The organism is Nocardia brasiliensis IFM 10847, assembly GCF_000710915.1.
GTDB lineage: Bacteria > Actinomycetota > Actinomycetes > Mycobacteriales > Mycobacteriaceae > Nocardia > Nocardia brasiliensis_A.
This window is the reverse complement of sequence record NZ_BAUA01000147.1, coordinates 18,485-32,574: the sequence shown is the minus strand read 5'-3', so window position 1 is coordinate 32,574 and position 14,090 is coordinate 18,485. Positions and strand designations below refer to the sequence as shown.

Sequence of the window (14,090 nt, the reverse complement as noted above, 5' to 3'; positions counted from 1 at the left end):
ATCTCCCGGGAAGGGGCAGCAATGCCTGAGGACAAGAACGCCGTCGTCACCGGCGCCAGCAAGGGCATCGGTTTGGCCGTGACCACCGCGCTGCGCGACCAGGGCTACCGGGTGGTGGCCTGCGCGCGATCGGTCAGCGCAGAACTCGCCGGGATCGCCTCGCTCGCCGTCGCCGCCGACCTGGGCGCCCCCGACGGTCCCGGCCGGCTCATCGACGCCGCACTGGCCGAACTCGGCGGCATCGATCTGCTGGTCAACAACGTCGCGGGCACCACGGGCCTGCATCCGGGCGGATTCCTGTCCGTCACCGACGACGACTGGCGCCACGCCCTGGACCTGACCCTGCTCAGCGCCGTTCGGGCGAGCCGAGCCGCGTTGCCCAGCCTGCTGGAGCGCGGCGGTCAGATCATCAACATCGGCTCGATCAACGCACGCCGCCCCGCACCGCACCTGGTGGACATCGCCGCCGCCAAAGCCGCGCTGGCCTCGCTCGGCAAAGCGCTCGCCGAGGAATTCGGCCCACGCGGGGTGCGGGTCAACACGATCTCGCCGGGGCCGGTGCGGACGTCGGTGTGGACCGAGCCCGGTAGTACCGGCGACGCGCTCGCCGCCCGCGCCGGACTGTCCCGCGAGGAATTCCTCGACGTCCTGCCCGCGACCCTCGGCATGTCCACCGGCCGCATCACCGAACCGGCCGAAATCGCGGCCCTGGTGGTGTTTCTGGCCGGCGGATCGGCACCCAACATCAACGGCGCCGACCTCGTCATCGACGGTGGCATGCGCAAGGAACTCTGAGCGATCGGGTTTTCAGTACTGCCGATAACCGGCCAGGAAGCGTCCGATGCGTTCGATGATCGCCTCCAGGTCGTCGGCGTGCGGGAGGGTGAGAATGCGGAAGTGGTCGGGGTGCGGCCAGTTGAAGCCGGTGCCCTGCACGATGTGAATCTTCTCCTGCAACAACAGATCCAGCACGAACTGCTCGTCGTCCTTGATCCGATACATCTCCAAGTCGATGCGCGGAAACGCGTAGATCGCACCCTGGGGTTTGACACAGCTGATGCCCGGGATGGCATTGAGCGCCTCCCAGGCCCGGTCGCGCTGCTCCCGTAACCGCCCGGTGGGCATGGTGAGATCGTAAATGCTCTGGTGTCCGCCGAGCGCGGCCTGAATCGCCTGCTGCGCAGGAACATTCGCGCACAGGCGCATCCCGGCCAGCATGGTCAGCCCCTCCAGGTAGCTGCCCGCGTGCTGGGTGGGCCCGGAGACCACGAGCCAGCCGGAACGAAATCCCGCGCAGCGGTAGGACTTCGAGAGCCCGGAGAAGGTCAGGCACAGCAGGTCGGGGGCGAGCGCGGCGGCCGCGGTGTGGGTGGAGCCGTCGTAGCGGATCTTGTCGTAGACCTCGTCGGCGAACACGATCAGCTGATGCCTGCGCGCGATCTCGAGCAGCTCGCGCAGCACTTCCGGCGGATACACCGCGCCGGTCGGGTTGTTCGGGTTGATGATCACCAGGGCGCGGGTGCGGTCGGTGATCTTGGCTTCGATATCGGCCAGGTCGGGATACCAGTCGGCGGCCTCGTCGCAGATGTAGTGCACGGCGCGGCCGCCGTTGAGCGTCGTCGCGGCCGTCCACAGCGGGAAATCCGGTGCGGGAACGAGGACTTCGTCACCGTTCTCGATCAGCGCGGTCATCGCCATCATCACCAGTTCGGAGACGCCGTTGCCGAGGAACACCTCCTCGACGTCGACCTCGGTGAGCCCGAGGGTCTGGTAGTACTGCACCACCGCGCGCCGGGCGGGCAGCAGACCTTTGGAGCTGGAGTAGCCGCTGGAGGCGGGCAGCGTGCGCACGATGTCCTGCAAGATCTCCGGGGGCGCCTCGAACCCGAACAGCAGCGGATTGCCGGTGTTGAGTTTCACCACGTGGTGCCCCTCGGCCTCCAGTCGCGCCGCCTGCTCGGCCACCGGTCCACGGATCTCGTAGGACACCCCTGACAGTTTGCTGGACTGCTTGACCTGCATGAACTTCCCTTCTCGTGGCGACTCCGACCCACTGTACTTTGAAAATCCAAGTCTGCACTTGGATTTTCCAAGTAGCAAGCTACAGTGGGTGGCGTGCCACACCGAAGCTACGACCACTACTGCGCCGTCGGCCGCGCCCTCGACGTCGTCGGCGACCGCTGGAGCCTGCTGCTGGTGCGCGAATTGTCCTCGGGCCCACGCCGATACAGCGACCTGTTCGCCGACCTGCCCGGCATCAGCACCGATATCCTCGCGGCCCGGCTCAAAGACCTCGAGCGCGACGGCATCCTCACCCGGCAGCGGGTCGGCCCGCGCGCGAGCACCGCGGTCTACGAACTCACCGCCACCGGAACCGCGTTACGCCCGGTTCTGGACGCACTTTCGGTGTGGGGGACTCCGTTGCTCGGCGAGCGCCGCGCCACCGACGCGGTCCGCGCCCACTGGTTCGCACTACCCTTGGGACGCGCTGTCGCGCAACACTTCCCGGACGAGACGGTCACTGTTTTCATCGGCGACACGGTCTTTCACGTCATCGTCGACGACGCGGGACGCGTCGCGCACCACGACGGTCCGGCTGCCGAAACCGGCCGCGAACTGCATCTCGATCTGGACACCGCGACGGCCGTCGCCACCGGAGCCGTACCGCTGGCCGAGGTCGCGAAGAGTCGCTGATCGTCCGGGGGGGGGCGACGCTGGCGATGCAGGGCCTGGGACGCGGTCGGGAACCGTGGATGCAGAGCAGTGTGCCGTCGGCTCCCGAGCCGTCGTCGCGATAGCAGATCTGGTGACCGCGGTGGGTGAATCGTCGGCCGTTGGCCCGCCAGAACGCGAATCCTCCGCCGAGGAGTGGGCGTTGCGAGGCCGTTGAATCCTCCCCATTGGAACATACACCGCGCGGGTGGGCTTGTGGCAAGGGCCCGTCGATGCCGCATAATCGCTGGTCTGAGCGGTTCCTGGCCGCTCGCGCAGCGTGGGGACGGGCTGTGCCGGACGAGCGGAACGGAATGCGCAATGGCAGAGGAATCGGCGTCGAAGGTGGGCCCGTCGGAGATCGACGTAGCGTTCGAGCGGCTCGGTGATCCGCGACAGCCGCCGGTGCTGTTGATGATGGGTGCGGCGGGCCAGCTGATCGACTGGCCGGACGGGTTGTGCGCGGAACTGGTCGAGCGCGGGTTGCACGTCATCCGGTTCGACAGCCGCGATACCGGCCGATCCTCCTACATCACGAGCGGACCCGCACCCGATATCGCGGCCGCCATGTCCGGTGACGTGTCCTCGGCGGCCTACACCCTCTCCGATATGGCCGCCGACACCGTCGGCCTGCTCGACGCACTCGGCCTGGACAGCGCCCACCTCGTCGGCGCCTCCCAGGGCGCGATGATCGCCCAGACCATCGCGATCGAATTCCCGAGCAGGGCAAGGTCGTTGACTTCGATGATGTCGACCACCGGCAATCCCGACGTCGGCCGCAGTGATCCCGCCGCCTTCGGCCGAGCCGGTGCGCCGCCCACCGAACGGGCCGACTACATCGCCTGGCGGGTGGCCGCCAATCGGGCGGTGGGCGCCTCCGCTTTCGCCTTCGACGAGGCCGCCGCGATCGAGCGCGCCGGACGCGGCTTCGACCGCGGGTTCTCCGCCGAGGCGATGATGCGCCAGTTCGTCGCGGTCCTCGCCTCCGGAGACCGCACCGCGCAACTGAACTCGGTACACGTGCCCACCGTGGTGATCCACGGCACCGAGGACCGCGCCTTCGATCTCAGCGGCGGCCGGGCCACCGCCGAGGCCATCCCCGGCGCCGAACTGGTCGTTGTGCCGGGGATGGGCCACAGCATGTCTCGTGAACTGTGGCCCACCCTGGCCGAGCACATCGCGGGCCTCGTGCACCGCGTCGAACGGAACCGCTAGGCGGGCAGATGATTCCCTACCGGCGTGCCGGTTTCGACGAGTCCGGACAAAGCCTGCGGTAGCGGACCCTGATGCAGTACGCCCAAGCGTTGCGTCGCGCGGGTGAGCGCGACGTAGAGTTCGGCGGCACCGCGCGGACCGTCGGCGAGGATCTGCTCCGGCGCCACGACCAGCACCGCGTCGTACTCGAGCCCTTTCGTCTCCGAGGCGGGCACCACGCCCGGTACGCCCGGCGGCCCGATCACCACGCTGGTCCCTTCCCGGTCGGCCTCCTCGCGCGCGAACGCGTCGATGGCAGCAGGTAATTCGTCGTCGTTGACGAGCCTGGACCACGGTTGCACACCACACGCCCGCACCGACTCCGGGGCCTGCACCTCGGGTGCGAACTCGGCGAGCAGCGCGGCCGCGACCGCCATGATCTCGGCCGGGGTGCGGTAATTGACGGTCAGCGAACGGTAGACCCAGCGTCCGGGCACATACGGTTCCAGCATGCTCGCCCACGAGCTCGCCCCCGCCGCCGAACGCCGTTGCGCGAGATCGCCCACCACCGTGAAGGACTTGCCCGGACAGCGCCGCATCAGCACCCGCCAATCCATCTCGGACAACTCCTGAGCCTCGTCGACCACGACATGCCGGTAGGTCCAATCCCGGTCCGCGGCGGCGCGTTCGGCCAGATCGCGGGTGTCGCGTTCGAGGAACCGGTCCGCGAGATCCTCGGCGTAGAGCAGGTCTTGGGCGAAGAGGTGATCCTCGTCGTCCATCATGTCCTCGCGGCTGACCATGACATCCAAGACGCCGGCGGCGTATTCGGCCTCCTGTCGACGTTCCCGCTCGGCGCTGTCGTCGGCGGGCTTGTCGGGGCCCAGCAGATCGAGCAACTCGTCGAGCAACGGCACATCCGACACCGTCCACGCCGCACCGTCGGCCCGCCACAGCGTCGCGTCCGCACCCGCCGCGCGGAGCCGGTCGTGCGACGAATACAGCCGTGCCAGTAGCGATTCCGGTGTCATGATCGGCCAGAGTTCGTCCAAGGTCGCGGTGAACGTGTCGTGCGTCGCGAGTTCGGCGAGCAGGTCCTCGCGCAGCTGTTCCCAGGCTTGCTTGTCCGAGCGGGTCAACCAGCCCTTGCCGATACGGGCGATCGCTCGTTCGGTGAGGACCCACGAGACGATCTCCTGGAACACCTTACGGGCCTCGTTGTGCGGCAACCCGCTCGCGCGCGCCTCCTCCCTGGCCCACTCCGCGGTCTCGGCGTCGATGCGGACCATCGCGTCGGCCAGCTCGATCGGCACCGGCTCCCGGGGGAGTCGCTGGCAATCGGCCACCGCCGCGGCGAGTACGTCCAGGATCTGCAGTGATCCCTTGATCCGCGCGGCTTCCGGGCCGTCCTCGGCCGTGACGCGCAGTCCGGGTACGAGGTCGCCGGTCGTCGTGAACACCACGTTGGTCTCGCCCAGCGAGGGCAGCACGTGCGCGATGTGGTCGAGGAAAGCCGGGTTCGGCCCGACCACGAGCACACCTTGACGTTCCATCCGTTCCCGCTGCGTGTAGAGCAGGTAGGCGACCCGATGCAGGGCCACCACGGTCTTGCCTGTGCCCGGACCGCCCTCGATCACCAGCACGCCCTGATGCTCATGGCGGATGATCTCGTCCTGTTCGGCCTGGATCGTCGCCACGATGTCACGCATCCCCGCTCCGCGCGGCGCGTTCACCGCCGCCAGTAGTGCCGCGTCACCGCGTTCGGCGCCCTCCGGACGGCCCAGCACCTCGTCGGTGAAATCGACGACTTGCCTTCCGCGCGTGTGGAACTGGCGACGCCGGCGCATGTTCTCCGGGTTCGCGGCCGTGGCCACATAGAACGCGCGCGCGGCGGGCGCGCGCCAATCCAGCAGCAGCGGCTCGAATTCGTTCGCGTCGTCGAACAACCCGATCCGGCCGATATAGGAACGTTCACCCGTCAAGGTGTCGAGCCGGCCGAAGCACAAGCCATTGTCCGCCACGTCGTAGCGCTGCACCGATTTCGCCAGCGCACGCACCTGATCCTCGCGCTCCATCGCGGTAACCTCCCGGCCCCGCAGCGCCGCACTGTACTGACCCTTGACCCGGGCGCGCTCGGCGTCGAGCCGCGCGTAGAGTTCGGCCACATAGCCGCGCTCGGCTGCCAGTTCCGCGTCGTAACCCTGAGTTGACATGTGCCCCTTACTTTTTCGGATAGCGTGCGTCATGCCGATACCGTCGGCATGTCCCGGCTGTAGGTGGTGATGAGCCGGTGCGCGGCGACGGCGGCACCGTCCGCGCGGATCGTGTGCGCCACCGCCGCGGCGCGGTCTCGGGTCTCGGGGGCCAGCGCTGTCTGCAGTGCGGCCGACAGCGACGCCACGGTGGGCACCGGGCCGGGCAGCGCCGCGCCGATGCCGAGATCCACTACCCGCTCGGCCCAATACGGCTGGTCCACCAGTTGCGGCACGAGCACCTGCGGTGCACCCGCGCGGGCGGCGGTCGTCGTCGTGCCCGCGCCGCCGTGATGCACCACCGCGGCCACCCGACCGAAGAGGGCCTGCTGATCGACCTCACCGACCGCGAAACAGTCGTCCCGGTCATCGACCAGCGACAGGTCGGCCCAACCGCGCGACAGCACGACACGGCGTCCTTGTGCACGCACCGCCTCGATCGCCACCGCGGCGACATCGGCCGACGCGAGCATCGGCATACTGCCGAAACCCACATACACCGGCGGTGGACCCGCTGTCAGGAACGCCAGCAGGTCCGAAGGCAGGCGACGGGCGTCCGGGCGGAGCCACGCACCGGTCTGCACCACCGCCCGATCCGCGCTGTGTGGCCACGGTCCCAGGACCGGATCGGCCGCCAGCCAGGGACGGTCGGTGTACACGTGATCGCGCACGTTGTCGACCGTGGGCAGGCCTACCGTCACGCGGTGCTCGTTGACCACCTCGCCGAACAACTCGTTCATGTGCTGCGCGTTCAACTCCCACAGCGTGTTGTTGTCGGTCAACTCCGGCGGCAGCGGACGACCCGGCCACGGGTGCGGCCGATGATGCGGCGAAGGCAACAAGGTCGCGAAGAAACTCACGAATACGTAGCCGAGGCCGAGCTTCTCCGACACTGCCCGCGCCGCCGCCGTCGCCGGGAACAAACCGGTCGCCACCACCACGTCACAATCCGCGGCAGCAGTGCACACCGTGCGGTATTGCGCGGCAAGCAATTCCGTCGCCCGCTGTTTGATATCGGAGGGCTGCCACCGATCGGGACCCGCCGTGATCCGGCGCACCGACGGACCTGCGGGCACGAACGAAACCCCGACCTCGGCCAGCAACTCCGCGAAATCCGGCGGCGCGCACACCCGCACCTGCGCGCCCTGCGCCCGCAACTGCACAGCCAAACCGAGCATCGGCTCGACATCGCCACGCGACCCGAAACTCGACAACAACACCCGCAAATTCCTACCCCCGATTCGATCGGCAACAGCTCAGGCCGACGATTGTGCGGCATCCCCCGGGCCTTGCCGCAAGACCGGGGGTGCGATATAAAATAGATAGCGGAAAGAGAAGAATTTCTTTCGCTTCCGGTTCTTGGTGGACTCAGAACACCTCCTCCCTCTTGTTGAAGATTGCCGTGTTGCGTGCGCCGGAAGTGTTGGTGCACAAGGGGATCGGGCGGTGCGGGTGTTGGGGGTCTCCGCCGGGGTTGCTCAGGACGGCGGAGAATCCTTACGGTTCGTGCGCGTTGTGTGGCCCTTCGCGCAACGAAACATTCCACCTTGATCACTCGGGGCTCGGCGACCGTGATCACTCAGGGCTCGGCCACCGTGATCACTCAGGGCTCGGCCGCTGGGGGCGCGAGCGGGCACGATTCCGCCGGATACGTCACCGGCGGCGGCGCGGGTGTTGGTTCCGGTGCCGGGTGATGGTGCACACGCGGCCGGATGTGGCGGCAGCCGCAACTTCGGCGTCTTGTCCGCAGGGCGAGACTCTCGGTCGAATTCGCGTAGGTGCTAGCCGTTGCCCTGCCCGCACGCAGTGGCCGCGAACCTTTCGCAGCGCACCCGGTACACGATCTGCCAGGTTGCCGTCGACCATTCCGACGCGTGGGACCGCACACCAGCAAGTCTGCGACTTACCGGTGCATCGCCTGCCTGAACGCAGCGCACGCAGCGGCTCGCGAGGCCGTGCTGTGGTCCTAAGGTGCCGACGATTCTGACGCACGAGATCGGCGCGACCGCAACGCAGCGGCTCGCGAGGCTGTGCTGCGGTCCTAGGGTGCCGACGATTCTGACGAACGAGATCGGCGCGACCGCTACGAAGGCGGTGGTAGCCCGGCGCGCACTTCCTGTCACCCCGCGCGCGTGTCAGTTGAACGACATGCGCGCGGGATGACGAGAAGTGCGCGGGGACGGGGGTTGGGCGCCAGTCGCTTTCGGGGTCAGTCAACCCGTTCGCACTGAGTTACCTGTCACCAGGTCGTACGGCGCACTCGGCTGATTGATCGCTCGGGATTCGATAATGGCCATTCACGCCAGCGCGACCAGTGTGGATCGGATGCTTCCAACCCGCAGCTGTGTCGGGCCGCCCGTACTGCGACAGGTGGCGATGTCTTCGGCGAGCCCGCTGCGCACCTCCGCTATCCGTCGGCACACCGCTCTCGAACTCCGAACCGCAGCGGCATCGGCTCGCCTCGCTGCCGGAGGGTGCGGGCACGCGCGCCGGCCGAGGCCGCCCGTCCTGAGATGGGCGGCGATGTCTGTGGCAAGCCCGCTGCGCACCTCCGCTATCCGTCGGCACACCATTCGCGAAGCTCCGAACCGCAGCGGCATCGGCTCGCATCGCAGCCGGAGGGCGCGGGCACGTGCGCCGGGCCGAGGCACTCGGCCGGTGCCAGGGCGGCAATGTCTCTGGCGAGCCCGCTCCGCACCTACCCGATGCGTGGGCGCACCATTCGCATCTCCGCGATGCGTGAGCGCACCATTCGCTGCGGCGACGTCGTTTCGCCTATTCGGCGCACCAACTGCGGCGATGTCGTCTCGCCTGGCAGCCCGAGGGGCGGGCCTCGCGCGGGCCCCCGGGCCTAGGCGCGGCCTGCCCAAGGGCGGCGATGCGTTGATGAGCCCGCCTCGTGTAGCCGCGAGTTGCCGACACTCCCGTCCGGATAGCTCCCAAGTGCAGGGACGGCGGTTTGCCTGGAGGCCCCAAGACGGCTCGCGCAACTGTGCCGAGCGGTCCGCTCTAGGCCGAAGGTCAGTCCTGCGCGGGCGGCGACATGACCGGGGAGCGTACTCGACGTAGTCCGAGGTCTCCGACACGCCGCGCGACACTCGCTCGGGATACTGGGCGGGTGATCAGGAGGAAATGGTGGCGGGGGCTTCTCGGGCGATGCCGCCACCAATTCCTCCTGATCGGGTGACCAGCGTGGGCGGGCGTCGTCCGTGCCCGAGGGTGTCGGGTTCCCGCCACCCTCGTCTCACTGTTCGGGCAAACCCAACGACGACATCCGCGGTATGTCCGACCTGACCGAGGGCCTGCATCGCGCCGCGGCGGCCGCGGGCCGCGCCTAGGACGCCAACAATCCTGGTGTTCCGGCGTCCGGCCGGTGAGCGTATGGGTTCCCCGCCGTTCACCTGGTGTCGTGGGCGGCCAGGAATTGGGTGAGTTGGGGGGCGAAATCTGGGGCGGCGGCGACGAAATGGCCTGCGCCGGGGGCGATGATGCGCTGGGCGTCGAGTAGGTCGGCGAGGGCGTCGCAGATTCGTTCGAGGGCGGGGGTGTGGCCGCCGGAAGCGACCAGAGCTGGGATCTGAGCCGCGCGCAAGGCTTCCCAATCGGGGTGGGCTTCGCCGGGCAGACGGCCGCCCAGTGCGCGGCGGACGGAGGTGACGGCCGCTTGGGGGAGTTGGCCTACGTCGACGCCGGGTGCGCCGGAGAGCACCAGGAATTCGCGTAGCACCTCGGGGTCGGCGTCGAGACCGTGGGTGAGGACCGCGTCGCCGAGGCGTTTCAAGTGGAGCACTTCGGGATCGTCGGGAGCGACGACATACAGGGGCGGTTCGATCAGGGTGAGGGAACGGACGGTGTGCGGATCTGTTGCCGCGGCCAGAATCGATCCCAGCGTTCCGTAGGAGTGGGCGACCACGTGGGGGCGATGGGTGCGGAAGATCTCGCCGAGGTCGACCGCGTCCACCAGGAAGTCTTGCCGCCCGTCGCGGGGCGGGGGACTCGGATCGTATCCGCGGCGGTACACGTGCAGCATCGTCCAACGCTCGGTAAGCGAATCCAGCCCCGCCCAAGTCGATTTCGGTCCGGCCCCGCCATGCACCAACGCCACAACCGGCCCAGTCCCGCTCGCCCGCACCACAAGCTCACTCACTCGAGCAGTATGTGTGCACCAACCCGGCCAAGTCCACGCAACACCGATCCTTCGGCCAGCCGACGGCCGCCACCAAGTCGACGCACCATCGATCCCTCCAGCGAGCCGACGGCCACCACCGAGCCCAGAAACACCGATCCTTCGGCCAGCCGACGGCCACCGCCAAGTCGACGCAGCATCGATCCTCTCCCACGAGCGGACGTCCACCGCCAAGTCCACGAAACATCGCTCCCTCCGGCAAGCCGACGGCCACCATCGGCCCCAGAAACACCGATCCTTCGGCCAGCCGACGGCCACCGTCAGTCCGCCACACATATCCTCCGACCATTCGACTGCAGGGCAGGAGGATTGATCTTGGCGGAGTGCGGCATTGACAGATAACTTTGGTAAGTGGAGACTTACGGTTCGTAGATACTTACCGAGCAGGAGATGAGTGGGGTGCGCTCGCCGATCGCATGCGGCGCACGATTCTGGAGCGCCTGGCGGAGAAACCGCAGGCGGTCGGCGAACTCGCGCAAGCGTTGCCGATCAGCAGGCCGGCGGTGTCGCAACACCTGAAGGTGCTCAAAGAGGCGGGGCTGGTGCTGGACCGAGCGGTCGGGACACGCCGGATCTACCAGTTGAATCCGGACGGGATGGGTGCGCTGCGCGCCCAGCTCGACCGGTTCTGGGGACGCGCCCTCGCCACGTATCAGGAGCTGGTCGAACAAGATTCAGGAGAAGTCATGACCCACACCCGAACCGAACCCGTGCGATTGCAGATTGTGGTCGACGCGCCGCTCGAGCGCGCGTTCACGCTGTTCACCACCCGATTCGATGTGATCAAACCGCGCGAACACAACCTGCTGGCGGTGCCGATCGCCGAGACCGTCTTCGAGCCGCGGGTCGGCGGGCACATCTATGACCGTGGCGAAGACGGCAGCGAATGCCGGTGGGCGCGGGTGCTCGCGTACGAACCGCCGAATCGGGTGGTGTTCAGCTGGGATATCAACGGCCGCTGGGAGATCGAGACCGACCCGGACAAGACTTCCGAGGTGGAGGTCCGCTTCACCGCCGAAACCCCCGACCGCACCCGCGTCGATCTCGAACATCGGCATCTCGAGCGGCATGGCGACACCGGTGACGCTGTACGTGCGGGCGTCGGCAACGACGCGGGTTGGCCGCTGTACCTGCAGCGCTACGTCGACGTTGTCGGTCGCGAGGCTTGACAATGCAGCAAAATGGTTGCGACGGAAAGCGTTTCGCTTCTGATTACTCGGATCGCTGAGGAACCGACCCATCGGTGTCGGCGGCCCGCTGAATCCGGTCGCCGCCCAGCTGAACCTCGCCCGGCCTCGCCACCTGGTAACAAAGCCCACGCCGCCGCGGCCGCGTAGCGTCCTCGACGGTCTGCCTGAATGCGCCTCAGGAGCCGGTGGCCAAGTTCAGTTACTTCACATCAAGTCGTCGCAGGGTTCGGCGAATCCTGTGCGGCGGAGAACTGTTGCGGCTCAGCGAGTCCTGCGCACTCGTCGGGGCGGCCAGTCGGGGCGCGGTGGCTCTTGGCGGCAGCGAACCGGACGTGCACAATTCGGGGCGTGGACGAGTTCGAAGAAGCACCGAGCTGGCAGCTGATCGTGCAGCTCCCCAGGACAGGAGCCGTGGACGACGTCGACGTCTTGCAGGAGTTGGAAGTCGCGCTCGAAACAGCCTTTACATATGCGGATATCGGCGTGATCGACGGCAACGATATCGGGTACGAGACGATGAATGTGTTCGGCCTCGTCCGGCCGAGTCGGTGGGCCATGGTCGTCGAAGAGGCCGAAAAGCTTCTCGGAGAACGCAATCTGTTGGAGCAAGCGGTGATCGCGCGCCGCGACATGGACGCCGAGGACGGGCCGTGCGTCGTCCGGCCCGATGACTACACCGGCGAGTTCCGCTACTGAGCTGCCGGTGCGGCAGCCAATCACGAAACGCTCGACGGCCGCAGAGCGGGAACTGGACGTGCCCCGCTCCGCGGCGACCGATCAGCTCGCGCAGACGGCGTTGAACGCGTCGGTGGCAGCGTCCATGTCGGCGCTGTCGTCGAGCAGGGCGGCCGCGTACGCGTCGATCGCCGCCTTCTCCGCGCCCACGGCCGGCAGTCCCGACAGCCGCGAGGACAGCGACTGCAGGGTGGCCGCGTCGAGGTTGCCGTCAGGGGACATGTCGATGGCCGCGTTGATCCAGGCGATGGCGGTGTCGCAGGCCGGCGACTTGGCATGTGCCGTAGCGGCAGGCACGAGAACCAGCGAGCCCACGGCCGCGGCGGTCAGCAGAGCGGCAGAAAAGATCTTGTACAACATTCCCTCACGGTGTCAGCAGGAAGATCCGCGACCACGCTGGTCGCGACCCCTGAGCGCACACCTTATGCAGAACGGACGAAAGCCACCAAAACCGGCGGCACCCACGACCGCACACCCTCGCGGTAACGCAACCTGCCGGGGCGTCGTCTTCGCCCGTGCGCTGCCGAGGGGCAACGGAAGCGCATCGACTGCCGGGCTGTCACCACTGAGAACGCCGCCGAGTAGGTGCCCGAGCGTGCTGTACAGCGTGACGACGGCATCGGCCGATCCGCACCCGGCCGCGCAGGCCGGATGGTGCTGCACGGCGGCAGCGCAGTGGCCGCCGACCGTCGGCCGGTCGCCGCACGTCTTCAACCAGGCCACCTACGGCGAGCTTCGACCCCGCCGGTACCAGTCAGTCCGGGGCGGGAACTTTTGCGTCGCGGGGGTCGCGATCGGGACGTAGCCCACGCCAGCTGGGGTGGCGCAGACCATCGGAGCTGACTTCCCGGAACTCGATGTCGGCGACCAGTTCGGGTTCGACCCAGTGCGCCGCGTTCGCCACCTGTCGCGGCGGCGAGACGTCGAAAGGTGTGTCCGGGCGCGTGATTTCGTTCAGCCGGGCTTGCAGGGCACGGCGGTCGCGCATGGTCCAGCCCGTGCCGACGTTGCCGACATGGACGAGGCGGTCCGCGTCGTCGTAGGCGCCCATCACGATCGAACCGAAGATCCCGGTGAAGCGTCCGCTGCCAGGCAGCCAGCCCGCCACGACGATCTCCGTGGTGCGTCGCAGCGGGGTCTTGATCCACACCGGCGCCCGGCGGCCGGGCTGATAGGTGGAGTCGAGGCGTTTGGCGACGATCCCCTCGAGGCCGTGTTCGCGCGCGATGCCGAGCATGGTGTCGGCGTCGACATCGGTGTAATAGGGCGGTGTGCGGATCAATGTCGCGTCGAGTGCCAATTCGTCGAGGCGAGCGCGCCGCTCGGTATACGGCAGCGAAGTGATCGCGGTCCCGTCGTCGAGCAGGTCGAATATCAAGTACTGCACGGGAACCTCGCGCAGCAATTCGGCTCCCGGGTTCAGCACGTGCATGCGTCGCTGTAACCGACGGAACGAGGGTGCCCCGGTACTCGGCTCCGGCGCGACGATCTCGCCGTCGAGGACGAGTTGGCGGTCGCCGAGCAATTCGGTGAACGCGGCGGTCAGCTCCGGGAAGGATGCGCTGATATCGCGATTGTTGCGGCTGAAGAAGCGGCATTGCCCATCCCGCACGAGGGTGATCGCGCGGATCCCGTCCCATTTCATCTCGATCGCCCAGCGGCCGATATCCACCGGTGGCCGTCCGGAGACGGCCAGCATCGGCGCCGGCGCTGACTGCACAAGATCAGCATATCCGCAGCATCGGGTTCGAAACCGATCTGACGTGCATCGATTGCAAATCTCCCGCAGAGCGACAGCGATTGCGGAACAGATCAGTGATC

At 67.8% G+C, this 14,090-nt stretch carries 12 protein-coding genes and 1 pseudogene; 7 read left to right on the top strand and 6 right to left on the bottom strand.

Going from position 1 to position 14,090, the window contains the following annotated elements:
• Positions 1-795 (top strand): SDR family NAD(P)-dependent oxidoreductase (locus tag NBRGI_RS28135; protein WP_370627855.1); only part of this gene is annotated, 795 nt, incomplete at its 5' end.
• Between the two features lie 12 nt (positions 796-807).
• Here the strand turns inward: NBRGI_RS28135 and NBRGI_RS28130 are convergent.
• Positions 808-2,022, bottom strand: a complete 1,215-nt coding sequence (locus NBRGI_RS28130; protein ID WP_029900222.1) for a pyridoxal phosphate-dependent aminotransferase — start codon at positions 2,020-2,022, stop codon at positions 808-810.
• A 93-nt stretch (positions 2,023-2,115) separates the two neighbouring features.
• Here NBRGI_RS28130 and NBRGI_RS28125 point away from each other — a divergent pair, with 93 nt between their 5' ends.
• Both NBRGI_RS28125 and NBRGI_RS28120 read left to right on the top strand, forming a co-directional pair.
• A complete protein-coding gene (locus tag NBRGI_RS28125) occupies positions 2,116-2,694 on the top strand; it encodes a winged helix-turn-helix transcriptional regulator (RefSeq protein WP_036561239.1) in 579 nt (192 codons plus the stop codon).
• A gap of 339 nt (positions 2,695-3,033) precedes the next feature.
• Positions 3,034-3,927, top strand: a complete 894-nt coding sequence (locus NBRGI_RS28120) for an alpha/beta fold hydrolase (protein ID WP_029900220.1) — start codon at positions 3,034-3,036, stop codon at positions 3,925-3,927.
• On the opposite strand, the gene helR is transcribed toward NBRGI_RS28120, so the two are convergent.
• Positions 3,924-6,119 (bottom strand): RNA polymerase recycling motor ATPase HelR, encoded by a 2,196-nt coding sequence (gene helR / locus NBRGI_RS28115; RefSeq protein ID WP_029900219.1) that lies wholly within the window; start codon positions 6,117-6,119, stop codon positions 3,924-3,926. The two genes, NBRGI_RS28120 and helR, sit on opposite strands and share 4 nt — an antisense overlap.
• A 29-nt stretch (positions 6,120-6,148) precedes the next feature.
• The gene (locus tag NBRGI_RS28110; RefSeq protein WP_029900218.1) at positions 6,149-7,384 is read right to left on the bottom strand and encodes a glycosyltransferase; all 1,236 of its coding nucleotides are present in this window, start codon (positions 7,382-7,384) and stop codon (positions 6,149-6,151) included.
• Between the two features lie 321 nt (positions 7,385-7,705).
• Between NBRGI_RS28110 and NBRGI_RS48250 the strand changes: the two genes are divergently transcribed.
• On the top strand, positions 7,706-7,852 hold the full coding sequence (locus tag NBRGI_RS48250) for a hypothetical protein (protein ID WP_158439933.1): 147 nt from the start codon (positions 7,706-7,708) through the stop codon (positions 7,850-7,852).
• 1,703 nt (positions 7,853-9,555) lie between these two features.
• Here NBRGI_RS48250 and NBRGI_RS28100 read toward each other — a convergent pair.
• Positions 9,556-10,305: an alpha/beta fold hydrolase gene (locus NBRGI_RS28100; RefSeq protein WP_029900217.1), complete on the bottom strand. Its 750-nt coding sequence runs from the start codon at positions 10,303-10,305 to the stop codon at positions 9,556-9,558.
• A 383-nt stretch (positions 10,306-10,688) separates the two neighbouring features.
• On the opposite strand from NBRGI_RS28100, the pseudogene NBRGI_RS49265 reads away from it, so the two are divergent.
• The 3 genes and pseudogenes from NBRGI_RS49265 to NBRGI_RS28090 form a co-directional block, all read left to right on the top strand.
• Positions 10,689-11,027 (top strand): annotated as a pseudogene (locus tag NBRGI_RS49265) (ArsR/SmtB family transcription factor); the annotation flags it as partial.
• 3 nt (positions 11,028-11,030) lie between these two features.
• On the top strand, positions 11,031-11,513 hold the full coding sequence (locus tag NBRGI_RS49260) for an SRPBCC family protein (RefSeq protein ID WP_029900216.1): 483 nt from the start codon (positions 11,031-11,033) through the stop codon (positions 11,511-11,513).
• Positions 11,514-11,882: 369 nt separating this feature from the next.
• On the top strand, positions 11,883-12,230 hold the full coding sequence (locus tag NBRGI_RS28090) for a hypothetical protein (protein ID WP_029900215.1): 348 nt from the start codon (positions 11,883-11,885) through the stop codon (positions 12,228-12,230).
• Positions 12,231-12,311: 81 nt separating this feature from the next.
• Here the strand turns inward: NBRGI_RS28090 and NBRGI_RS28085 are convergent, their stop codons facing one another.
• Positions 12,312-12,629 carry a hypothetical protein gene (locus NBRGI_RS28085; protein ID WP_029900214.1) on the bottom strand — a complete coding sequence of 106 codons (318 nt, stop codon included), beginning with the start codon at positions 12,627-12,629 and terminating at the stop codon, positions 12,312-12,314.
• A gap of 394 nt (positions 12,630-13,023) precedes the next feature.
• Positions 13,024-13,968: a non-homologous end-joining DNA ligase gene (gene ligD / locus NBRGI_RS28080; RefSeq protein ID WP_029900213.1), complete on the bottom strand. Its 945-nt coding sequence runs from the start codon at positions 13,966-13,968 to the stop codon at positions 13,024-13,026.
• Positions 13,969-14,090: the final 122 nt, after the last annotated feature.